Annotated in this window: 24 protein-coding genes and 1 pseudogene; 9 read left to right on the top strand and 16 right to left on the bottom strand. The window is 67.6% G+C overall.

Annotated elements, in window-relative coordinates; genetic code table 11:
• Positions 1–9: 9 nt before the first annotated feature.
• The 4 genes and pseudogenes from ACFQBT_RS16895 to ACFQBT_RS16910 all read right to left on the bottom strand — a co-directional run.
• Positions 10–411: a DUF3151 domain-containing protein gene (locus ACFQBT_RS16895; protein WP_377824476.1), complete on the bottom strand. Its 402-nt coding sequence runs from the start codon at positions 409–411 to the stop codon at positions 10–12.
• Positions 404–1,429: a class II fructose-bisphosphate aldolase gene (gene fbaA, locus ACFQBT_RS16900; RefSeq protein ID WP_377824477.1), complete on the bottom strand. Its 1,026-nt coding sequence runs from the start codon at positions 1,427–1,429 to the stop codon at positions 404–406. Before fbaA ends, ACFQBT_RS16895 begins: the two co-directional genes overlap by 8 nt.
• Positions 1,430–1,503: 74 nt before the next feature.
• Positions 1,504–2,733, bottom strand: coding sequence for an RNA polymerase sigma factor (locus ACFQBT_RS16905; RefSeq protein ID WP_377824480.1), 1,230 nt, complete (start codon positions 2,731–2,733; stop codon positions 1,504–1,506).
• A gap of 64 nt (positions 2,734–2,797) precedes the next feature.
• Positions 2,798–3,109: pseudogene (locus ACFQBT_RS16910) on the bottom strand (YciI family protein); the annotation flags it as partial.
• Between the two features lie 63 nt (positions 3,110–3,172).
• Between ACFQBT_RS16910 and ACFQBT_RS16915 the strand changes: the two are divergent.
• Positions 3,173–3,958: a hypothetical protein gene (locus tag ACFQBT_RS16915; protein ID WP_377824482.1), complete on the top strand. Its 786-nt coding sequence runs from the start codon at positions 3,173–3,175 to the stop codon at positions 3,956–3,958.
• A gap of 8 nt (positions 3,959–3,966) precedes the next feature.
• Here ACFQBT_RS16915 and ACFQBT_RS16920 read toward each other — a convergent pair whose 3' ends face one another.
• Entirely contained in the window at positions 3,967–4,146 is a 180-nt protein-coding gene (locus tag ACFQBT_RS16920) for a hypothetical protein (protein ID WP_377824484.1), read from the bottom strand.
• Positions 4,133–4,741, bottom strand: a complete 609-nt coding sequence (locus tag ACFQBT_RS16925) for a TrmH family RNA methyltransferase (protein WP_377824486.1) — start codon at positions 4,739–4,741, stop codon at positions 4,133–4,135. The genes ACFQBT_RS16920 and ACFQBT_RS16925 overlap by 14 nt, the downstream gene beginning before the upstream one ends.
• A gap of 54 nt (positions 4,742–4,795) precedes the next feature.
• Between ACFQBT_RS16925 and ACFQBT_RS16930 the strand changes: the two genes are divergently transcribed.
• Complete coding sequence (locus ACFQBT_RS16930; protein ID WP_377824488.1) at positions 4,796–7,348, top strand: AAA family ATPase; 2,553 nt, start codon at positions 4,796–4,798, stop codon at positions 7,346–7,348.
• Here the strand turns inward: ACFQBT_RS16930 and ACFQBT_RS16935 are convergent.
• On the bottom strand, positions 7,308–8,249 hold the full coding sequence (locus tag ACFQBT_RS16935; protein ID WP_377824490.1) for a helix-turn-helix transcriptional regulator: 942 nt from the start codon (positions 8,247–8,249) through the stop codon (positions 7,308–7,310). The two genes, ACFQBT_RS16930 and ACFQBT_RS16935, sit on opposite strands and share 41 nt — an antisense overlap.
• 84 nt (positions 8,250–8,333) lie before the next feature.
• On the opposite strand from ACFQBT_RS16935, the gene ACFQBT_RS16940 reads away from it, so the two are divergent.
• Positions 8,334–8,939, top strand: coding sequence for a DinB family protein (locus tag ACFQBT_RS16940; RefSeq protein ID WP_377824492.1), 606 nt, complete (start codon positions 8,334–8,336; stop codon positions 8,937–8,939).
• 123 nt (positions 8,940–9,062) lie between these two features.
• Here ACFQBT_RS16940 and ACFQBT_RS16945 read toward each other — a convergent pair whose 3' ends face one another.
• Genes ACFQBT_RS16945 through ACFQBT_RS16955 form a run of 3 tightly spaced genes read right to left on the bottom strand, consistent with a single transcriptional unit; the run spans position 9,063 to position 11,559 of the window.
• Positions 9,063–9,746 carry an amino acid ABC transporter ATP-binding protein gene (locus ACFQBT_RS16945; protein WP_377824495.1) on the bottom strand — a complete coding sequence of 228 codons (684 nt, stop codon included), beginning with the start codon at positions 9,744–9,746 and terminating at the stop codon, positions 9,063–9,065.
• A 50-nt stretch (positions 9,747–9,796) separates the two neighbouring features.
• Positions 9,797–10,654, bottom strand: coding sequence for an amino acid ABC transporter permease (locus ACFQBT_RS16950; RefSeq protein ID WP_377824497.1), 858 nt, complete (start codon positions 10,652–10,654; stop codon positions 9,797–9,799).
• Positions 10,651–11,559 (bottom strand): ABC transporter substrate-binding protein, encoded by a 909-nt coding sequence (locus ACFQBT_RS16955; RefSeq protein WP_377824499.1) that lies wholly within the window; start codon positions 11,557–11,559, stop codon positions 10,651–10,653. The genes ACFQBT_RS16950 and ACFQBT_RS16955 overlap by 4 nt, the downstream gene beginning before the upstream one ends.
• A 52-nt stretch (positions 11,560–11,611) precedes the next feature.
• Here ACFQBT_RS16955 and ACFQBT_RS16960 point away from each other — a divergent pair, with 52 nt between their 5' ends.
• Genes ACFQBT_RS16960 through ACFQBT_RS16980 form a run of 5 tightly spaced genes read left to right on the top strand, consistent with a single transcriptional unit; the run spans position 11,612 to position 14,956 of the window.
• Positions 11,612–12,307, top strand: coding sequence for a YcnI family copper-binding membrane protein (locus ACFQBT_RS16960; RefSeq protein ID WP_377824501.1), 696 nt, complete (start codon positions 11,612–11,614; stop codon positions 12,305–12,307).
• Complete coding sequence (locus ACFQBT_RS16965; RefSeq protein WP_377824503.1) at positions 12,307–12,864, top strand: copper resistance CopC family protein; 558 nt, start codon at positions 12,307–12,309, stop codon at positions 12,862–12,864. The genes ACFQBT_RS16960 and ACFQBT_RS16965 overlap by 1 nt, the downstream gene beginning before the upstream one ends.
• A 25-nt stretch (positions 12,865–12,889) precedes the next feature.
• Positions 12,890–13,528, top strand: coding sequence for a DedA family protein (locus ACFQBT_RS16970; RefSeq protein ID WP_377825541.1), 639 nt, complete (start codon positions 12,890–12,892; stop codon positions 13,526–13,528).
• Between the two features lie 9 nt (positions 13,529–13,537).
• A complete protein-coding gene (locus tag ACFQBT_RS16975; protein ID WP_377824505.1) occupies positions 13,538–14,461 on the top strand; it encodes an LLM class F420-dependent oxidoreductase in 924 nt (307 codons plus the stop codon).
• Positions 14,462–14,470: 9 nt separating this feature from the next.
• Positions 14,471–14,956 carry a GNAT family N-acetyltransferase gene (locus ACFQBT_RS16980; protein ID WP_377824507.1) on the top strand — a complete coding sequence of 162 codons (486 nt, stop codon included), beginning with the start codon at positions 14,471–14,473 and terminating at the stop codon, positions 14,954–14,956.
• Here the strand turns inward: ACFQBT_RS16980 and ACFQBT_RS16985 are convergent.
• From ACFQBT_RS16985 to ACFQBT_RS17000, 4 genes are read right to left on the bottom strand one after another with little or no spacing between them, the layout of a single operon-like run.
• Positions 14,865–15,755, bottom strand: a complete 891-nt coding sequence (locus ACFQBT_RS16985; protein WP_377824509.1) for a LemA family protein — start codon at positions 15,753–15,755, stop codon at positions 14,865–14,867. The two genes, ACFQBT_RS16980 and ACFQBT_RS16985, sit on opposite strands and share 92 nt — an antisense overlap.
• Before the next feature lie 33 nt (positions 15,756–15,788).
• Positions 15,789–16,859, bottom strand: coding sequence for a uroporphyrinogen-III C-methyltransferase (cobA, locus tag ACFQBT_RS16990; protein WP_377824510.1), 1,071 nt, complete (start codon positions 16,857–16,859; stop codon positions 15,789–15,791).
• A gap of 11 nt (positions 16,860–16,870) precedes the next feature.
• The gene (pyrE, locus tag ACFQBT_RS16995) at positions 16,871–17,431 is read right to left on the bottom strand and encodes an orotate phosphoribosyltransferase (RefSeq protein ID WP_377824512.1); all 561 of its coding nucleotides are present in this window, start codon (positions 17,429–17,431) and stop codon (positions 16,871–16,873) included.
• Between the two features lie 7 nt (positions 17,432–17,438).
• Positions 17,439–18,209 (bottom strand): SDR family NAD(P)-dependent oxidoreductase, encoded by a 771-nt coding sequence (locus ACFQBT_RS17000; protein WP_377824513.1) that lies wholly within the window; start codon positions 18,207–18,209, stop codon positions 17,439–17,441.
• A gap of 223 nt (positions 18,210–18,432) precedes the next feature.
• Here ACFQBT_RS17000 and ACFQBT_RS17005 point away from each other — a divergent pair, with 223 nt between their 5' ends.
• Complete coding sequence (locus ACFQBT_RS17005) at positions 18,433–19,023, top strand: DUF6518 family protein (protein WP_377824515.1); 591 nt, start codon at positions 18,433–18,435, stop codon at positions 19,021–19,023.
• Here ACFQBT_RS17005 and ACFQBT_RS17010 read toward each other — a convergent pair.
• Together ACFQBT_RS17010 and ACFQBT_RS17015 are read right to left on the bottom strand one after the other, a co-directional pair.
• Positions 19,010–19,798 carry an exodeoxyribonuclease III gene (locus ACFQBT_RS17010; RefSeq protein WP_377824517.1) on the bottom strand — a complete coding sequence of 263 codons (789 nt, stop codon included), beginning with the start codon at positions 19,796–19,798 and terminating at the stop codon, positions 19,010–19,012. The genes ACFQBT_RS17005 and ACFQBT_RS17010 overlap by 14 nt on opposite strands.
• 29 nt (positions 19,799–19,827) lie before the next feature.
• On the bottom strand, positions 19,828–20,244 hold the full coding sequence (locus ACFQBT_RS17015; RefSeq protein WP_377824519.1) for a MarR family winged helix-turn-helix transcriptional regulator: 417 nt from the start codon (positions 20,242–20,244) through the stop codon (positions 19,828–19,830).
• Between the last annotated feature and the right edge of the window lie 9 nt (positions 20,245–20,253).

Consider the following 20,253-nt stretch of genomic DNA (forward strand, 5'->3'; position numbering starts at 1 on the left):
ACGTGAACTCTAAAGACCCAATTCGCGTGCGCCCAACGCCGAGGAGTCGCGCAGGAAGTCCGCGCAGCGGCGTTGCTCGTCGGTCTCCCCGATCGCACCGGCGGCCCGGGACAACGCGGCCAGCGAGCGCAGGAAGCCGCGGTTCGGCTCGTGCTCCCACGGGACCGGGCCCTGCCCGCGCCAGCCGGCCTTGCGCAACGCATCGAGGCCACGGTGGTAACCGGTGCGGGCGTAGGCGTAGGCCTCGACGTTGCGGTGCTCGGACAGCGCATGCTCGGCCAGGGTCGCCCAGACCAGGCTGGAGGCGGGATAGTTCTCGGCCACCTGCTCGGGCAGTTCGCCCTCGGCCAGTGCCCGCGCCGCAGGGTCCTCCGGCAACCGGGTTTCGGGGATGCCCAGCAGATTAGACATGGGTACCAGCGGAACCCAGCGCCTCGCAGGCCTCGACGACCCGGGCGGACATACCGGTCTCGCCGGCTTTGCCCCAGGCGCGTGGGTCGTATTTCTTCTTGTCGCCGACCTCGCCGTCGATCTTCAGGACACCGTCGTAGTTGCCGATCATCCAGCCGGCGATCGGGCGGGTGAACGCGTACTGGGTGTCGGTGTCGACGTTCATCTTCACCACGCCGTACGAGACAGCCTCTTTGATGTCGGCCTCGTCGGAGCCGGAGCCGCCGTGGAAGACCAGGTGGAACGGCTTGTCGTCGGGGGTGTTGAACTGCTGGTGCACCGCGTCCTGCGCGGCCTTGAGCACCGAGGGACGCAGTTTGACGTTGCCCGGCTTGTAGACGCCGTGCACGTTGCCGAAGGTCAGCGCGGTCATGTAATAGCCGTTCTCACCGGTGCCGAGCGCGCGGGCGGTGGCCAGCGCGTCCTCCGGCGTGGAATACATCTTCTCGTCCTGCGCGCCGACGACACCGTCCTCCTCACCGCCGACGACGCCGACTTCGATCTCGAGGATGACGCGGGCCTGTTTGCACTGGGCCAGCAGTTCCTCGGCGATCTGCAGATTCTCATCCAGCGGCACCGCGGAGCCGTCCCACATGTGCGACTGGAAATAGGGCAGGCCGCCTGCCTTGACCCGGTCGATCGAGGCAGCGAGCAGCGGGCGGACGAAACCGTCCAGCTTGTCCTTGGGGCAGTGGTCGGTGTGCAGGGCGATGTTCACGTCGTACTTCTTGGCCACCTCGTGGGCGAAGGCGGAGAACGCCAGCGAACCGGTCACCATCTCCTTGACGCCCTGCCCGGAGAAGTACTCCGCGCCACCGGTCGAGACCTGGATGATGCCGTCACTGCCGGCGTCGGCGAAGCCCTTGATCGCGGCGTTCAGGGTCTGGCTGCTGCTGACGTTGATCGCTGGGTAGGCGAACTGATTCTTCTTGGCCCGGTCGAGCATCTCGGCGTAGACGTCGGGGGTTGCGATCGGCATGGCTCACTCCTGCGGTGTACGTGCACTGGTGCATCCATCCAACCACCCCGGCCCTGGCCACGCGCCCCCACCGCTCAGCCGTCCAGGTGCTGGACCCGGCGCAGGAGTTCACGGCGGTCCGCCTCGTTCGTGCACCGCGCCAGCGCCTCGTCGTACGCCGATCGGGCGGCTGTCGTCCGCCCGTCCCGGACCAGCAACTCGGCCCGCGTGACCGACAACCGGTAACTGGCCGGCAGCCGCTGCTCCAGTCCGTCCAACACCGCCAAACCCGCTGCCGGTCCGGCGTTCTCGGCCACCGCGACGGCCCGGTTGAGTCGCACAATCGGTGAGCCGGTGAGGTCCTCCAGCAGTTCGTAGAGCGTGGCGATACGGCCCCAATCCGTGGCCGCCGCGCTGGGCGCCGTCGCATGACACGCGGCGATGGCCGCCTGAAGGCGGTAGGAGCGGGCCATCGGCGTCGCCGCGTCCGGTGCCGCGCCCGCGAGCAGACCCAAGCCCTCGGCAATCTCGCCGTGCCGCCAGAGCGACCGGTCCTGATCGGGCAACAGGACGGAACTGCCGTCCGGCGCTACCCGGGCGTTGCGTCGCGAATGTTGCAACAGCATGAGAGCCTGCAGCGCTCGCAGCGTGGGATGATCATGCGCTTCCCGGTTCTGGGCGCGTACCAGCCGGATCAGCCGGATTGCTTCTCCCGCCAACTCGACCCGAACGACCTGGTCGCCGCTGCTCGGGGCGTACCCCGCGGTAAAGGTGAGATAGGCGACGCTGGCCACCTGCTCCAACCGCTCCGGGAGAACCTCGGGGTCGGGCAGGGCGAGCGGGATCCCGGCGGCTACCACCTTCTGACGCGCCCTGGTGAGGCGGGCCGCCATCGTGGTCTCGGGCACCAGGAAGAGGCGGGCGATGTCACCCGCCGGTACACCCAGCACGAGCCGGAGCGTCAGCGCCGCCCCCGCCGCCGGAGCGAGGGCCGGATGAGCGGCCAGGAGGACGAGCCTCAGCAGACTTTCCTCCTGTGCTGTCTGGTTGTCCTGCAGTCGATTCCGCTCATCCATGACGATCAGTGCTTGCTTCCGGGCGTGAGTCGTCTCAGCGCGAACGACGTCCACGATGCGGCGCCGCGCGGTGGTGAGCAGCCACGCCGGCGGGTTGCTCGGCGTACCGTCGATCGGCCACCGACGTGTCGCTTCCTCGAAAGCGGCGGCCAGGGCGTCCTCGGCCAGGTCGAGGCGCCGGCTGCCGGCGACGAGCAGGGCCAGCAACCGGCCCCACTCGTCGCGCAGCAACTGCTCGACCGGCTCCATCAGTCGAAGCCGTCGATCTGCACGCAGGGCCGGATCTCCAGCGAGTACTCGGGGGAAGCAGCTTGCACCAGGTCACGACCTGGTCGAGGTCGTCGGCCTGGACCAGGTAGAAGCCGCCGATCATCTCGGCGGTCTCGGCGAACGGCCCGTCGGTGAGGGTCTGGGCGCCGCGCAAAGTGGTCGCGGCGTCGGTGTCCGCGAGCGCCTCGCCCGCAAGCAGCTGCTCCCCCACCGCCTGGTGGAAGTCCATGTGCTGGCGGTGGAAACGCTCCTGGGTCCCCTCGTTCGGGTCTACCCACATGGCCGGGTCGTAAGCGATCAGGATCAGGTATTTCATCGGTCGCACTCCTGGGATTGAGGTTTCTGACACCACCATGACGGCCGAGCATGGGTCATTTCGACACCTCGCGGCAGAAACCTTGCTCGTAGACTCGTGGCCATGCTGCTGTCGCACCGGTGGGGCAGTTGGTCACGGCCCGTATCGGAAGGCCGGATCCACGAACTACACCTCTTTGTGGACCAACGGATGTCGATGGTCCTGCTGTTCGCGGCGTTCATCACGACATTTCTCGTGACCCGGGGCATCACCCGTCTGATCCGAGCCGGCAAGGGCCCGTTCCGCGACAACGTGGCCGGTGGGGTCCACATCCACCACGCGGTTCCCGGCATCATCCTCCTGGTGATCGGCGGGATCACGTCCGTTGCCTCCTCCGGGCGCCGGCCCGGGGCAGAGATCAGCGCGGTCCTGATCGGAGTCGGTGCGTCACTTGTGCTGGACGAGTTCGCGCTGATCCTGCACCTGCAAGACGTCTACTGGTCCAAACAAGGGCAGTTGTCGGTGCAGGTGGTGGCGCTGACAGCATCCGTGATCGGCCTGCTGATGGTCGGCATCCAGCCGTTCCAGGATGACTCGACTCCGGGGGCCGGTCACCTCGCGGTCCTGATCGCGCTCGGCCTGCACGTCCTGTGCTTGCTGATCTGTGTGGCCAAGGGGAAGTACACCAGCGCGGTCATCGGCGCCTTCATCCTGCCGGTGGCCTGGTGGGGCGCCGTGCGGTTGGCCAAGCCGAAGTCGAAGTGGGCTCGACGCTACTCGCCCGAGAAGATGCAACGGGCCGTCAGCCGCGACGCTGGCTTCGAAAAGCACTGGGGAAACTGGGGTCTGGACCTGGAGGACCTGGTGGCCGGTACGCCGACCGACGAGTCCGCGCCGCACATCCGCTGACCGCGGCGCTACCGAGCCGACGCCGCTGGGTCGAACCCCGCGCACTGCAGGACCGGCAGCCGCGGGTACCTCGGGAAGCGGTCATCGGTGGCGGCCAGCCCGCAGCGCAGATAGACGGTGCCCTTCTTGGTCGGCCGGATCAACGCGTGCCGGCAGGACAGGCACAGGCCCGCATCAAGCGAAAACATGCTGCATCACCCAGGTGTGCATGGCGATGGCTGCTGCCGCACCGGCGTTGATCGAGCGGGTCGAGCCGAATTGCTCGATGTGCAGGACCTTTTCGCACGCCTGCTGCATCTCCTGCGAAAGTCCCGGACCTTCCTGACCGAAGACCAGAACACAGGCGCGCGGCAGCGCTGCGGTCTCGATCGGCGTACTGCCCGGGATGTTGTCGATCCCGATCAACGGTAGGTCTCCGGCCCACGCCACCAGGTCGGCAACCGAAGGGTGGTGGAACTCGTGCTGGTAGCGGTCGGTCACCATCGCGCCGCGCCTGTTCCACCGGCGCTTGCCGACAATGTGGAAGGCCTTGGCGTTGAAGGCGTTGGCGGTGCGGATCACCGAGCCGATGTTGAAGTCGTGACCCCAGTTCTCGACCGCGACATGGAAGTCGTGGCGGGTCAGATCGAGATCGGCGACGATGGCCTCGAGGCGCCAATAGCGGTACTTGTCCACCACGTTGCGGGCGTCGCCCTGTGCCAGCAACTGCTCGTCGTACCTCGGATCGGAGGGCCACGGACCCTCCCACGGCCCGACCCCGACCGTCGACGTCGCACCCTGCATGCGCCCAGCGTAGACATCGCTGAACGGGTACACCGGGTCGATAGGCTGCGACAGGTGGACCGCGACCTGCGTCAAGGGCTCGAGCCGGAGACCATCTCGGTGCGTGGCGCCCGGGTGAACAATCTGCGTGGCGTCGACGTGGACATCCCGTTGCGCGCACTGGTGGGAATTGCCGGGGTGTCCGGATCGGGCAAGTCGTCCCTAGCGCTCGGGGTCCTCTACGCCGAGGGTTCGCGCCGCTACATCGAAGCGCTATCGACCTACACCCGGCGCCGGATGGCGCAGGCGCCGCGAGCGGCCGTCGACTCGGTGGAGCACGTGCCCGCTGCGTTGGCGCTGCGGCAACGGCCGGCGCCGGCAGGGGTCCGCTCCACCTTCGGCACCGCCAGCGAGTTGCTCAACGTGCTGCGGCTGATGTTCTCCCGACTGGCGTCGCATCGTTGCCCCAACGGGCACTACGTCCCGCCCACGATCGATGTGGCCGCGGAGCAGCCGTTCTTCTGCCCGGTGTGCGGCGCGCAGGTCCATGCCCCCGGCGCCGAAGATCTGGCGTTCAACTCCGGCGGAGCGTGCCCCACCTGCTCCGGCACCGGCGTCGTCCGCACGGTTGACGACGACACCCTTGTCCCGGACCCCGACAAGACCCTGGACGAGGGCGCGGTCGCGCCGTGGAACGTGTTCGGTTTCAACGTGCAGCCGGCGATCGCCAGGGAGTTCGGTGTCCGCACGGACGTGCCGTGGCGGGAATTGAGTGATGCCGAGAAGCAGATCGTGCTGGACGGCCCGGAGGAGAAAAAGCACATCATCGTCACGTCCAAAAAGGGCGTGCACGAGCTGGACTTCACGTTCCGCAACGCACGCCTGACCGTCACCGAGGAGCTCAACCGGGCCGACAACGAGAAACGACTGGCGCGGGTCAGCCGTTTCCTCACCGTCGGCACGTGCCCGACCTGCGACGGCACCCGGCTCAGCGACGCGGCGCGGGCTCCGCGGATCGGCGACCGCAACCTGGCCGACGTCACCGCACTCTCCCTCGCCGACGTCCTCACGTGGGCACCCACCGTGCGGACCACGCTGCCACCCGAGATGCAGCCGCTCGCTAACGGGCTCATCGACACGTTGACCGGAATGGCCCGCCGGCTCGTCGAGTTGGGCCTGTCCTACCTGACCCTCGACCGGGCGTCGGCGACCCTGTCCACCGGCGAGCGCCAGCGCGTACAACTGGCCCGCGCAGTCCGCAACCGGACCACCGGGGTGCTCTACGTGCTCGACGAACCGTCGATCGGCCTGCACCCGGCGAACATCGAGGGACTGCTCGGAGTCATGAATGACCTTCTGGTCGACGGCAACTCGGTGGTCTTCGTCGATCACGACGTCCAGATCCTGAGCCGGGCCGACTGGCTGGTCGAGCTCGGTCCCGGCTCAGGGACCGACGGCGGCAGACTCATCGCCCAGGGGCCGGTGCCGCACGTTGAGGGTGAACCGGCGTCGCTGCTCGCTGGCTTCCTGAGCGGCGCCGAGCCGGTCGTCGTGCGCTCCGTCTGTCCCGGCCCGGACGTGTTCGACCTCGGCACCTTTCAATTGCGTACCAAGCAGATTCACACCGTCGCACCCCTGAGCGTCGACATCCCCAGGGGACGTGTGGTCGCAGTGACCGGCGTATCCGGATCGGGCAAGACCACGATGATCCTGGAGTCGCTGGTCCCCGCCCTGACCGCGCTCGAGGACGACCCGCCGCGGCGGCTGCCCGCCCATGTCGTCGCCCTCGACGTGCCCGAACACCCGGCGGACCGGGCCTTCCGGCCGCAGGTCGTGGACGCTACCCCCATCGGCATCAACGTGCGGTCCACCGTCGCGACCTACTCGGGAGTGATGGACGAGCTGCGTCGCGCGTACGCCGACACGGACACCGCGCGCGCCGCCGGGCTGACCGCGTCGGATTTCTCCTACAACACCGGGTCGCTGGCCTGTCCCCGCTGTGAGGGCACCGGGGAGATCTCGCTCGACGTGCAGTTCCTGCCGGACATCGACATCGTGTGCCCCGAATGCGACGGCAGCCGGTTTGCCCCGCGCGCCCGCGAATTCACGCGAGACGGTGTGTCTTTGCCGCAGTTGCTCGGACGCACCATCCACCAGGCGGTCCACCAGGTCATCGGCCTGTCCCGGGTCACCAAACGGCTCGAAGCGTTGGACGAATTGGGGCTGGGCTACCTGACGTTGGGCGAGTCGACTCCCGCCCTATCCGGCGGCGAGGCGCAGCGGCTCAAGCTGGTCACCCAGTTGCACCGGGATCAGACCGACACCGTCTTCGTGCTCGACGAGCCCAGCGTGGGGCTGCACCCGCTGGACGTGCGCACGCTGCTCAAAGTGCTCACCCGGCTGACCGAACGCGGCGCGACCGTGATCGTGATCGAACACGACTTGGATGTCATCGCCAACGCGGACTATGTGATCGACATGGGACCGGGCGGCGGTGAGGACGGCGGCCGGATCGTCGCGGTCGGCACTCCCGCCGAGGTGGCGGCGAACCACGGATCGGTAACCGGCCGCTACCTCGCGCAACACCTCAGCGAGCAAGCTGCGCCGCCCGGTCGGCAAGACGCCTGAACGCTTCCTTCAGCTCCGGCGGATCGATCACCTCGAACTGCATCGGGCTGTGCATCAGCCAGGCGGCCATCCCCTCGAAACTGTCCGCAGAGACCCGGATCTCGCATAACCCGTCGGATCGTTCGACCACCTCACCCCAACTCCCGACCGTTTCCCGTACGTCGACCGCGGACTCACGCACCAACAGCCGGGCCTGCTGGCCCCACCGCTGGGTCGTGGCCTCCCGGATGTACGCCGCGGGGTCGGGTTGCTCGCGCGGCCGGAAGGAGAAGGTGCTGGAACTGACGTCGGACATCCGGTCCAGCCGGAACGACCGCCAGTCGTCGCGATCAAGGTCGAAAGCAACCAAATACCAGCGGTTTCCGGTCACAACGAGGTCGTAGGGCTCGATCCGACGCTGGGTCTGCTCGCCACTCTTCGCCTGGTAGTCGCAGCGCAGCTGGACGTGGTCGCGGATAGCACGGGAGATGGTCATCAACAGATCCGGGTCGACCAACGCCTGCGGTGCACCGAGCATGGTGGTGGCCTCGTGGACGGCCGCGACCTGGGCGCGAGCGGCGCTCGGCAGCACCTGGTCCAGCTTCACCATCGTGCGCACGGCTGCCTCACCGATGCCGGCGACGGCTCCGTTGGCGGCCAGCCGCAGCGCCAAGGCCACGGCCACTGCTTCGCGCTCGTCGAGCAGCAGAGGCGGCAGCGCACGACCGGCACCGAGCTGATAGCCGCCCCCGACACCGCGACTCGCCCGCACCGGGTAGCCGAGCTCGCGCAGCCGGTCCACATCTCGGCGTACCGAACGGGTAGTCACGCCCAACTCGTCGGCGAGCTCCTGACTGGACCACACGCTGCGGGCCTGAAGCATGGCGAGCAGACGCAGGAGTCGGGCGGTGGTGGCGGCCATGTCTTCATCATGAGCGACATTGCGGACAGAAAGTGTCCGCTAGGTGCGTCACGGTGATGACACCACCTACCGAGGGAGACCGTCATGGCCATGCACGCACCGATGACCGCCAACGAGAACGACCTGCTCACCGGGTACGTCGAGCAGCAACTCCTCGCCGTACGCGGCGCTGCCTATGGGCTCACTGACGAGCAGCTCTGGGCTACGCCTACCGCCTCGACGCTGTCCGTCGGGGCGATCGTCAAACATGTCGCGCGCTGCACACAGGGCTGGCTGGACCGGATCGAGGCCGCACCCAACGAGCCCCCGCGCGGCTCCGACGAAGAGGCGGCCGAAGAGTACGGCGCGGACTTCCGGCGAGCGGACGGCGACACCGGCGAGTCACTGCGCGGCGAGCTGACCGCAGCTCTTGACCGCGCCCACCAGCTCCTGCCGGGTGTGGATCTTGGCACCGGGATCCCGGTGCCGTCGGATGCTCCATGGTGGCCTTCCGATCTCGATGCCTGGGATGTGCGCTGGGCGATCCTGCACATCATCGAGGAGGTTGCCCACCACGCCGGCCACGCCGACATCATCCGCGAATCCATCGACGGCGCAACGATGTACGAGCTACTGGCCGCCGACCAGAACTGGCCAGAGTCGCACTGGCTCAAGCACTGGAAGCCGCGGAGCTCGGCGAATGGGCTCTGACTGCCGCCCACTTGGTGGAACGGGATTCACCCGAGATCGCCGATTCGAGGTGAATCCCGTTCCAAAAGTGGGGAAGGGAAAAGCGGGGAGGGGAGAAGAGGGCGATCCGTGCGCGCAGCTCCGTCAGTGCAGGATGCGCGACAGGAAGAGCTGGGTCCGCTCATCCTGCGGATCGCCGAGCACATCTGCGGCAGGACCGGACTCGGCGATCTCCCCGTCGCACAGGAAGTTGACTTCGTCAGCGACTGCCTTCGCGAAACCCATCTCGTGCGTATTGAGGATCATCGTCATCCCTTCCTCACGCAGCTGGATCAGCAGGTCCAGCACTTCCCCGACCAGCGTCGGGTCCAGGGCCGAGGTGACCTCGTCGAGGAGCAGCAGCGACGGCGACGAGACCATCGCGCGGGCGATCGCGACCCGCTGTTGCTGACCGCCTGACAGGTCGTCCGGTCGGGCTTTCGCCTTGTCCGCCAGACCAACTCGCGCCAGCATGGTGTGCGCCGCGTCGCGTGCTGCGTCTGCCGGAACCTTGTGCACCTTGCGCTGCGCCAGTGTGATGTTGTCCAGCACCGACAGATGCGGGAAGAGGTTGTAGGCCTGGAACACCATGCCCATCCGCGCCCGGACCGAGTCGGCGTTCACGCGCGGATCGGTGATGTCGTCGCCGGCCAACTCGATCACGCCGTCATCCACTGTCTCCAACAGATTGATGCAGCGCAGCAACGTGGACTTGCCCGAGCCGGATGCACCGATCAGCACGACGCACTCCCCGGGGCGCACCTCCAACGACACGTCCCGCAACACCACATGATCACCAAACGCCTTGCGTACGTGGCGCACTGAGAGCAATGAGTCTGTCACAGCAGCCCACCTGTCGACTGGAAGCCCTGTCGGCGCGCGTACCAGTCCGTCAGCCGCGCCATCGGGATGGTGAGGCACAAGAAGAGCAGCCCCGCCACGACGTACGACGTGTAGTTGAAGGTCAGGGCCGAATAGATCTGCGCGGCTCGCAGGGCGTCCACCACGGCCAGCACGGACAGGAGTGACGAGTCCTTCTGCAAGGACACCAGGTCGTTCATCAACGCCGGCAGAACCCGCCGGACCGCCTGGGGCAGAACGACATGCCGCAACGTCTGGGGGTAGGACAACCCCAGCGACCTGGCCGCCATCCGCTGGGACGGATGGATCGACTCGATACCGGCGCGCAGGACCTCCGCGACGTACGCCGAGTAGCTCAGCACCAGCCCGACGCACCCCCAGAAGAGGAACGAGTCAGGCACGCCCGACAGATTGAGGGCAGGCACGCCATATCCGAGGAGCAGCAGCACCAACAGCATCGGCAACCCGCGGAAGACGTCGGTGTAGCCGACCGCAAACGCGCGCAAGGGGAAGAAAACCGGCCCGCGCAGTGTGCGCATGACCGCGATCAGCGTCGCCCAGATCGCGATACAGATGCCGCAGATGACCATGACCCGGACGTTCAGCCACAGGCCGGACAGCACCGATGGGAAGGACTTCTTGGCGTCCTCCCAGGAGAAGAAGGTCTCGCGGGTGCGGTCCCAGCCCGGTGAGTTGACGATCAGCAGCGCCGCAACGGCAAGCACGACGACGGTGCTGACGACCGCGATCAGACCGGAACGTCGCCCTCGGGAGGCGCGATACGCCCGTCGCTGCTGCTCGATCTGGGATGGGACCCAGGCGTCGGTGTCGCTCACTCCGTCAGCTTCGGCGCACCCTGTTGCGCCAACCAGGTGGTCTGCAGCTTCTCCAGCGTGCCGTCCTTGCGCAGCGCGTCGACCGCCATCGACACGCACTGCGTCAGCGGCGAACCCTTGGTCAGCACTGCGCCGAACTGCTCCGGCGTGCCCACGACCGGCAGTTGTCCGGCGATCACGCCATCGTCGAGCTGGGCCGAGGTCATGTAGAACGCGGTCGGCGTGTCGACGACGATTCCGTCGATCTGGTGGTTCTTCAACGCCTGCACGGCCAGGTCGTTGGTGTCGAAGACCGACGGCTGCTGGCTCGGTTTGATCTGGTCGGTAATGGCGGTGTACGACGTCGTCCCGACCTGGGCGCCGAGCTTGGCACCCTTGAGGTCGGCGATGGATTTCGCCGAAGCAACCTTGGAACCCTTGTAGGTCACGACTGCCTGGGTAACGTCGTAGTACCCGGTCGAGAAGTCCACGGCCTTCTTGCGCTCATCGCTGATCGAGACCTGGTTGAGGTCGAAGTCGAAGTTCTTCTTCCCCGGGGTGATCGCGTTGTTGAACGCCACCGTCACCCACTTCACGTCACTGTCGGCGTACCCGAGCTGTTTGGCGATCTCGAAGCCGACCGCGGATTCGTAGCCCTTGCCGTTGCTGGGGGTGTTGTCGATGAACCACGGCGGGTACGCCGGGTTGTCCGTCCCGATCGTGAGCTGACCCTTGGTGACCGTGTCCATCGTGTCCTTGGTGCAGGCCTTCATCGCTGAGGTGTTCTGGGTCGCGACACCGTCGGTCATGCTCGATCCGCCGCCGGCGGGAGCGGTCGAGGTGGCCGCGTCCTTGGGCGAGCCGCACGCGGCGAGGGAGACAGCAAGAGGTAGCGAGAGCGCCAGACCGGCACGCAGGATCTTCATGACGCGAGGTTACCGGCCCTGCCTTCACCTGGCAGGCGTAACCTCACCAACCGTGCCCCTCCTCGTCGTACGCCGATCATTGGCCACCGCTGCTACCGCCGCCGTCTTGCTGGCCGGGTCCTGCGCCGTCGCCGAAGCACACGTGCGCGTCACCCCCGACACCGCGGCTCCGGGCTCCTACGTGACGCTCACGTTCAAGGTGCCGACGGAGTCTGCGAGCGCCTCGACCACGAAACTCGAGGTCGATCTGCCCACCGATCACCCGTTCGGCTCGGTGTCCTACCAACCGGTGCCGGGCTGGACCACGGTCGTGACGACCGGCAAACTCGCGAAGCCGGTCACCACCGACGACGGTGAGATCACCCATGCGCCGACCAAGCTGGTCTGGACCGCGAGCGCGGATGCCGCGATCAAGCCGGGCCAGTTCCAGACGTTCGCGATCTCGGTGGGCCCCGTTCCGGACACCGGCAAACTGGCGTTGCCGGCGCACCAGACCTATTCGGACGGTTCGGTCGTGAACTGGGACCAGCAGCAGACCGGCAGCCAGGAGCCGGAGCATCCCTCTCCGGTGCTGTACATCACCGACCCTGCGCCCGACACCTCACCCAGCGCCGCTCCCACGGTCATTGCCACGCCTGCAGCCACCTCCGACACCTCCGCCCGCTGGTTCGGCGTCGGCGGGATCGTCCTGGGTGCCGCAGGGCTCGTCGCGGCCGTCTGGGCCCTGACCCGGCGCCCGCGCGCCTGATGCGCGTCACCCGGCCGATCGGCGTACTCCTGCTGGCTGCGTTCTTCGGCCTCGTCATCGCCGGTCCGGCCAGCGCGCACGACTTCCTGGTCTCCAGCAACCCGGCCGACGGTGCAACGGTGAGTACGCCGTTGTCGAAGGTGACGTTGAGTTTCAACGACATCGTGTTGAGCAAACCCTCGGCCCCGCAGGTGGAGGTGGTGGGTCCGGACCGGAAACACTACGAGACCGGTTGCGCCACGGCGATCGACCGCGACGTGAGTGTCCCGGTGGCACTCGGACCCACCGGCACGTACGTCGTGACCTGGCGGATCGTGTCCGCCGACGGTCACCCGGTGTCCACCTCCATCTCGTTCCACTACACCGGGGCGTCGCAGGCCACTGGGAGCTCCGCAGCGCCGGCGTCCTGTCATTCCGTGACCAGTCCGGCGGCCACCACGTCATCCGGCTCGGCAGGCGGTCAGCCGACCGGGATGATCGCCCTGGTGCTCGGCGTACTCGCGGTTTCAGCGGGCGTGATCGGCTGGCGGCTGTGGTCAGTGCACAGGAATCCCTGAACTTCCCACGTATCCTGGCGCCGTGATGCACAGCCTCGGCCCGGATTTCATGGACCCCAACTATCTGCTGGACCAGTTCGGCGGTGCGTTCTTCTGGATCTCGATGCTGATCGTCTTCATCGAGTGCGGTCTGCTCTTCCCCATCCTGCCCGGTGACTCCCTGCTGTTCGCGATCGGCCTGTTCATCGCCACCGGCAAGATCGACGTCTCCTTCTGGTTCGCGATCCCGGCCCTGATCGTCGCCGCGTTCGCCGGTAACGTCGCCGGCTACGAGATCGGCCGCGCGATCGGCCCGGCCATCTACGAGCGCGACGGTCGCTTCATCAAACGCAAATACATCGACCAGACGCACGCGTTCTTCGAACGGCACGGCAACAAAGCGCTGGTCATCGGCCGCTTCGTGCCGATCGTGCGCACCTTCATCACCCTGGTCGCGGGCGTGGGCCAGATGGAGCGGCGGCGCTTCTTCACCTGGTCCGCCGTCGGTGCGGTGCTGTGGGTGGTCATCGTCGTGCTGGCCGGCGCGTTGCTGGGCAAGGCGTTCCCCGGGTTGGGCAAGAACATCGACCTGGCCATCCTGGTGATCGTCTTCCTGTCCGTCCTGCCGATGATCTACGAGTGGGTCAAGCACCGCCGGGCGAAGGCGGCTGACCCCGCGGCCTAATCTGGCTGCATGGACCTGCGAATCTTCACCGAACCCCAGCAAGGCGCGAGTTACGACGACCTGCTGAAGGTTGCGCAAGCCACCGAACTGCTCGGCTTCGATGCGTTCTTCCGGTCCGATCACTACCTGACCATGGGCGGCGACGGTCTACCCGGGCCTACGGACGCCTGGCTCACGCTGGCGGCGTTGGCCCGCGAGACCCACCGCATCCGCCTGGGCACCTTGGTCACCTCAGCCACCTTCCGCCACCCCGGGCCGCTGGCGATCTCGGTAGCCCAGGTCGACCAGATGAGCGGCGGCCGGGTTGAGTTCGGTTACGGTGCGGGGTGGTTCGAAGCCGAGCACGCGGCGTACGGGATCCCCTTCCCGCCGTTGGGTGAGCGCTTCGACCGCCTCGAGGAGGCGCTTGCGGTGATCACCGGCCTGTGGTCGGCGCCCGTCGGTGAGACCTTCACGTACGCCGGCACCCACCTTCAGGTGACCGACTCACCGGCCCTGCCCAAACCGGCCCAGCCCGCCATCCCGGTGATCATCGGCGGCACCGGCAAGAAGCGCACCCCGGCGCTGGCGGCCCGCTACGCCAGCGAGTTCAACGTGCCGTTCCACAACCTCGACGAGGTCGTGCCCATCCTGGACCGGGTGCGGGCGGCGGTCGTGGCTGCTGACCGGCCCGCGGAGTCGATGACCTACTCGGTCGCCCAGGTGGTCTGCCTGGGGTCGACCGACGCGCAATTGGCCAAGCGGGCCGAAGCGATCGGCCGGTCACCGCAGGACGTCGTCGACGACGGCCTGGGCGGAACGGCCGAGCAGATCCTGGCCAAACTGGCCGCGTTCGCCGACGCCGGCATCTCCCGGGTCTATCTGCAGGTGCTGGATCTGCAGGACCTGGACCACCTGGAGCAGATCGCCGACCAGGTGCTGCGCAGGCTCTAATCTGAGGGCGTGGCCAACCTCCCGCAGATCACCGTGAGTCCGGCGAGCGATGACGAACTCGTCGAATTCATTGCCGCGCAGAAGGTTTCCTACCTGCGTGACCTCGTCGAGCAAGGCGGTCTGAGCAAGGCTGCCGCCCAGGCCAATTCGGACGCCACCTGGAGCGGATTGGTGCCTGACGGCATCCATCCGATCGATGGCAACGAGATCATGATTGCCCGCGACGCCGACGGCGACCGCGTCGGCGTGTTGTGGATGGCGGTGCGCGAGCGCGGCGGCGAGCAGTACGCCTGGATCTACGACATCGAGGTGGACCCGGACGCGCGCAACCGAGGATACGGCCGCGCACTGATGCTGGCCGCCGAGGACTGGACCCGCGAGAAGGGCCTGACGTCGTTGCAGCTCAACGTGTTCGGCGGCAACACCCCAGCACGGGCGCTCTACCGGTCATTGGGGTTCGTCGAGAACGCGGTGCAGATGAGCAAGCGGGTCTGAGCCAGCATGAGGGCGGCCCCCGGAATGTCCCGGGGGCCGCTCTCGTGCTGGTCTTACTGGCCGTACGGCTGCTGCGGCGGCTGCGGCGGCTGCTGGGGTCGCTGCACCGGCTGCGGCTCCGGGGTGGGAATCTGCTCAGGAGCCGAAGCCTGCGGAGTCTGCGTCGAGGCCGGCGGCTGGGTCGACGCAGGCAGCTGCCCGGCGTTCTGATCGAAGGCGACCTGCGGGGCGGCGGACGCGCCCCGGGGCCGAACTGCACGTTCGGGGTCTGCAACGCGGCGTCCTCGGCCTCGAAGTAGTCGGCGCGGTTGGCACCGGCCATCCCGGCGAAGAATTTCGAGGGCACCGTCTCGATCTTGGTGTTCAGCTCACGCACGTTGGCGTTGTAGTAGCGCCGGGCGGATGCGATGCGGTCCTCGGTCGCCGTCAACTCGTTCTGCAGCGCGACGAAGTTCTGGTTCGCCTTCAGGTCGGGGTAGGCCTCCGACACCGCGATCAACCGGCCCAGGGCCTGGCTCAGTTGACCTTCGGCCGCAGCGGCCTCGTGCGGGCTGCTGGCGTTCATCGCGGCGCTACGGGCCTTCATGACGTCCTGCAGGGTGCCGCTCTCGTGCTGGGCGTAACCCTGGACGGTGTTGACCAGGTTGGGGATCAGGTCATGCCGGCGCTTCAACTCGACGTCGACCTGGTGCCAGGACTCCTGGACCAGGTTCTTCTGTTTGACCAGACCGTTGTACTGACCGAGCGTGAAGAAGCCGGCGAGCACGATCAGGACGAGGATGATCAGCAGGAAGATCATGAGCAGTTCCCTTCCGGGTTAGGTAGCTCGACTCTAGTGCGGTCGGAGCACCCGGGTCACTTCTCCAACAACAATCACCGCCGGGTTGCCGATCGCACTTTCTGCAACAACGTCGGCGATGGTGGCCAGGGTTCCGCTCGCGACCCGTTGTTGCGGGGTCGATGCGCGATGCACCACCGCAACCGGCGTGTCGCCGGCCCTTCCTGCCCCGACCAGCCCGGCGGCCAGCTCCCGCAACCGGCCCATGCCCATGAGTACGACGATCGTGTGCGGCCACCGGGCCAAGAGGTCCGGCTCGATCTGGTCATGCCCGGAGATGACCAGCACCCCGTGCGAGATCGCTCGATGCGTCACCGGGATATCCGCGGCGGCCGGGCCGGCGAACGCCGAGGTGATCCCGGGAATGACGTGCACCGGCACGCCGGCCGCCCGGCAGGCGAGCACCTCCTCACCTCCGCGACCCAGCAGGTAAGGGTCTCCGCCTTTGAGCCGCACGACCCGCTGCCCCTGCCGGGCCCGGTCGATGAGGATCTCGTTGATCTCCGACTGCGGAACCGGGTGGTGGTACGGCGTCTTGCCGACGTCGATGATTTCGGTCTGCGCCGGTACGACGCTCACGGGCGCGAGCCGGTCCGTCACCACGACGTCTGCTTGCTGGAGCGCCTTCCACCCCGCCAGCGTCAACAGGTCTGGGTCTCCGGGACCGCCGCCGACAAGGGTCACCGACCCGGCGTCCACCGCAGGTGAGGCGGGCTGCCCGGCCTGGGCCGGCGTACCCGGGGCGGGCTGGACATGGCTCTGCACCATCTCGAGCCAGATTCCGCGCGCGTCGCACCAGGCCCTGAGCCGCTCGCGCAGCTCGGCGTCAGCGTCGGGGGCGCTGACCAGCCAGGCGCCGTCGAGGTCACCGGCGACGACGACGCGGCTGGTCCAGACGAAGGTGCGGTCGGGGTACGCCTGCGTCAGGTCGGCACCGATCGTCGGGGAGATGACCTCGACCTGCGCACCGTCGGCGAGCAATTCGCGCACGCGCGCGCCTGCCCGCGCCCCGCCGGTCGCGACGACGACCCGGCGGCCACGAAGGTCAAGGGATACGAAGGCCACGCACGCCTCGCTCAGGCGAGCCCGAGATCACCCAAGCCGTAGGCGAACACGTAGGGCACGCCTGCCTCGGACTCGACGCGCTCCTTGGCGCCGGTGTCACGATCGGCGATCACGGCAACGGCAACGACCTCGGCGCCGATCTCGCGGGCAGCAGCCACGGCCTCGAGCGCGGAAGCCCCTGTGGTGGAGGTGTCTTCGACGATCAGCACCCGGCGACCGGCGATGGACGGGCCTTCGATGCGCTGCTGCAGACCGTGTGATTTGCCGGCTTTGCGCACCACGAAGGCGTCGACGGCACCGGCAGCGGCATGCATGGTGGCGGTGGCGACCGGATCGGCGCCCATCGTCAAACCGCCGACGGCGTCATAGTCAAGGTCCTTGGTCAACTCACGAATGACGCGGCCGACCAGCGGAGCAGCCTTGCCGGACAGGGTGATTCGGCGCAAGTCGACGTAGTAGTCGGCCTCCTTGCCGCTGGACAGGATGACCTTGCCCCACACGATCGCCTCGTCCTTGATGTGGTCGAGCAGTCGGGTGCGGTCGGCGGCGATGTCCGTGGCGATCTCGGTCACGAGGTTCCTACTCCTGGTTGCGGTGGGTCGAAGCGATCCGGCGGCTGCGGATCAGCGGACGGGGCGCGGCGCGCAGCAGCGTCGTCAACACCTTGTACTGGGTCCCCGGAACGCAGATCGTCTTGCCCTGCTCAGCCGCGGCTAGCCCTTGTGACACAACGTCTTTGAGCGGGACCCACATGAAGCCGGGGGTGCTGCTGCGGTCGATGTCACCGGCGGAGTGGAAGTCCGTGTGCACGAAACCGGGGCACACCGCCGTCACGGTGACGCCGGTCCCGGCCAGTTGCCCGGCCAGTGACTCACTGAAGACGGTCACCCAGGACTTCGCCGCGGCGTACGTGCCGGAGGCCATCCACCCCGCGACCGAGGAGACGTTGATGATCCGGCCGCCTTTGCGCTCGCGCATGGCGGTGCCGGCGGCGTGACTGAGCACCAGGGTGGCGCGCACGAGGACGTCGAGTAGGCGTTCCTCGTCCTCGACCGGGTTGTCCAGGAAGGGTTTGGCCAGGCCGAATCCGGCGTTGTTGACCAGTACGTCGATCGGCCGGTCTGCGTCGGACGCCCGGTCCGCGACCCGTTGGAGTTGGGTTCTGTCGGCCAGATCGGCCGGCAGGACCTCGACGCTCACACCGGCCGCGGTCTCGATCTCAGCTTTGACCTGCTGCAGGGCGTCGTCGCGGCGGGCGACGATGACCAGATCGTGTCCCATGGCTGCCAATTGGTCGGCGAACTCGCGGCCGATGCCCGAGCTGGCTCCGGTGATGAGTGCAGTGGGCATGCTCGCAATTCTAGGGCCCGACCTCGCGGGCCGAGCCGCCTCAGGCCCTCCCGGGCTTCCTTTGCACGCCACGATTCTGGAGCGATCGAGGATTTGCCGGTCGTTCCCGCGTGATCCGGCTCCAGAATCGTCGATCCCCTGCGAAACAGCGGAGCCGCGCGTCGCTCCGCAGGTGCGACGAAATTGCGGCCGCCAGGCGACGCATCTGCGTAGGATCGCCCGCATGTCCGACCGTGTGAAGCAGCCCCGCCTGTGGCTCATCGCCGCTCTTTCCGCGCTGGTCTTCGGATTCGCCATGGCCTTGGTGAAGGGGACCGACGGTGGGCTGCGTGGCGAGATCGGCAACCTGAGCGCGCCATGGCTGCTCGTGGCGTTCCTGCCAGGAACGCGCGTGCGAGGGCTCCTGCGCGGCGCGACAATCGGCCTGTGCAGCACGATGATCGCGCTGGCCGGCTTCTACGTCGGTGTCGCCCTGCAGACTCCCAGTTCGACACTGCACGAGATCCTGCGTATGAACGATTTTTACTTCGCGGCCGGACTCCTCAGCGGTCCGGTCCTCGGTACTCTCGGCGCCGCGGTGGGCAGCTACCGGCGATCCCTGATCGGTCCGGTCGCAGCCCTGCTGATGATCGGTGAGTGGCTGGTCGTGTGGGTGCTCGTCAATGACTTCGACGGCAGGACCCCCTGGGGGTTCTATTGGGGACCGGGTGCCGACCGGTTCGACTGGACGCCGTACACCGTTCAGGCGGCACTCGCCGCGCTGCTCCTCGCCGTCGTTGTTCTGCGCCGACCCCGCCGGATCACTCGAGGGTGATGACTACCGGCGCGTGGTCGGAGGCGCCCTTGCCTTTGCGCTCCTCGCGGTCGATGAACGCGTCAGTCACCCGCGCCTGCACGGCCGGGGTGCCGAGGGCGAAGTCGATCCGCATTCCCTGCTTCTTCGGGAACCGCAGCTGGGTGTAGTCCCAGTAGGTGTAGACCCCGGGGCCGGGGGTGTACGGCCGCACCAGGTCGGCGTACCCGGCATCGACGATCGCCCGGAACGCCTCCCGCTCCGGCGGGGTCACATGCGTCTTGCCCTCGAAAAAGGCCGGGTCCCAGACGTCTTCGTCGGTCGGTGCGATGTTCCAGTCACCGGCGAGGACGATCTGGGCCTGCGGATCGTCAGCCAGCCAGCCTGCGGCTGCGTCGCGAAGCTTGCCCAGCCAGTCCAGCTTGTAGGCGTAGTGCTCGTGCCCGACCTCACGACCGTTGGGAACGTAGAGCGACCAGACGCGGACATCGCCGCACGTGGCCCCGATAGCCCGGGCCTCGCTGACGGCGGGATCGCCGTACGCCGGAATGTGCGGGAAGCCGACCTCGACGTCGCCCAGGCCGACGCGGGAGATGATCGCGACGCCGTTCCACTGGTTCAGGCCGTGATGGGCGATCTCGTAACCCAGCGCGTCGATCGGCATCGACGGGAACTGATCGTCGCGGCACTTGGTCTCCTGCAGCAGCAGGACATCCAGGTCGTGCCGCTCCAGCACGCCGACGACGCGGTCGATGCGGGAGCGGATGGAGTTGACGTTCCAGGTCGCGATACGCACCCGTCCACCTTAGGAGCCGGGTACGACGCTCAGGCGTCCGGCGTCTCCAGCACCGTACCCAGGTGGCTGGCGAGTCTGGCCTGCCCCTGGGGACTGAGCCGTTGGAGCAAGGGGGCAAGCCCTCGGCGTACGTCGTCGTGCACCCGCTCAGCCAACTCGCGCCCCTCCGGAGTGAGCCGGATCCGCACCGACCGTCGGTCGTCATGGTTGCGGATCCGCTCGATCAAACCGCGGGCGACGGCCCGGTCGACCAGCCCGCTGAGCGTCGACTTGTCCAGACCGAGAAATGCGGCGAGGTCGGAGATACGCGGCTCGCGGTCGCGGATGATGCCGAAGACGCGCAGTTGGGTGAGGGACAGGCCATGTCGTTTGGCAACCTCGGTCAACGTGCCCATGACGACGAATGAGGTCTGCACCAGGGCGTCCACGGCATCGTTCTCGGACATGGCGGCAGC

Origin of the sequence: Branchiibius cervicis (assembly GCF_042661605.1) — a bacterium.
Classification (GTDB): domain Bacteria; phylum Actinomycetota; class Actinomycetes; order Actinomycetales; family Dermatophilaceae; genus Branchiibius; species Branchiibius cervicis.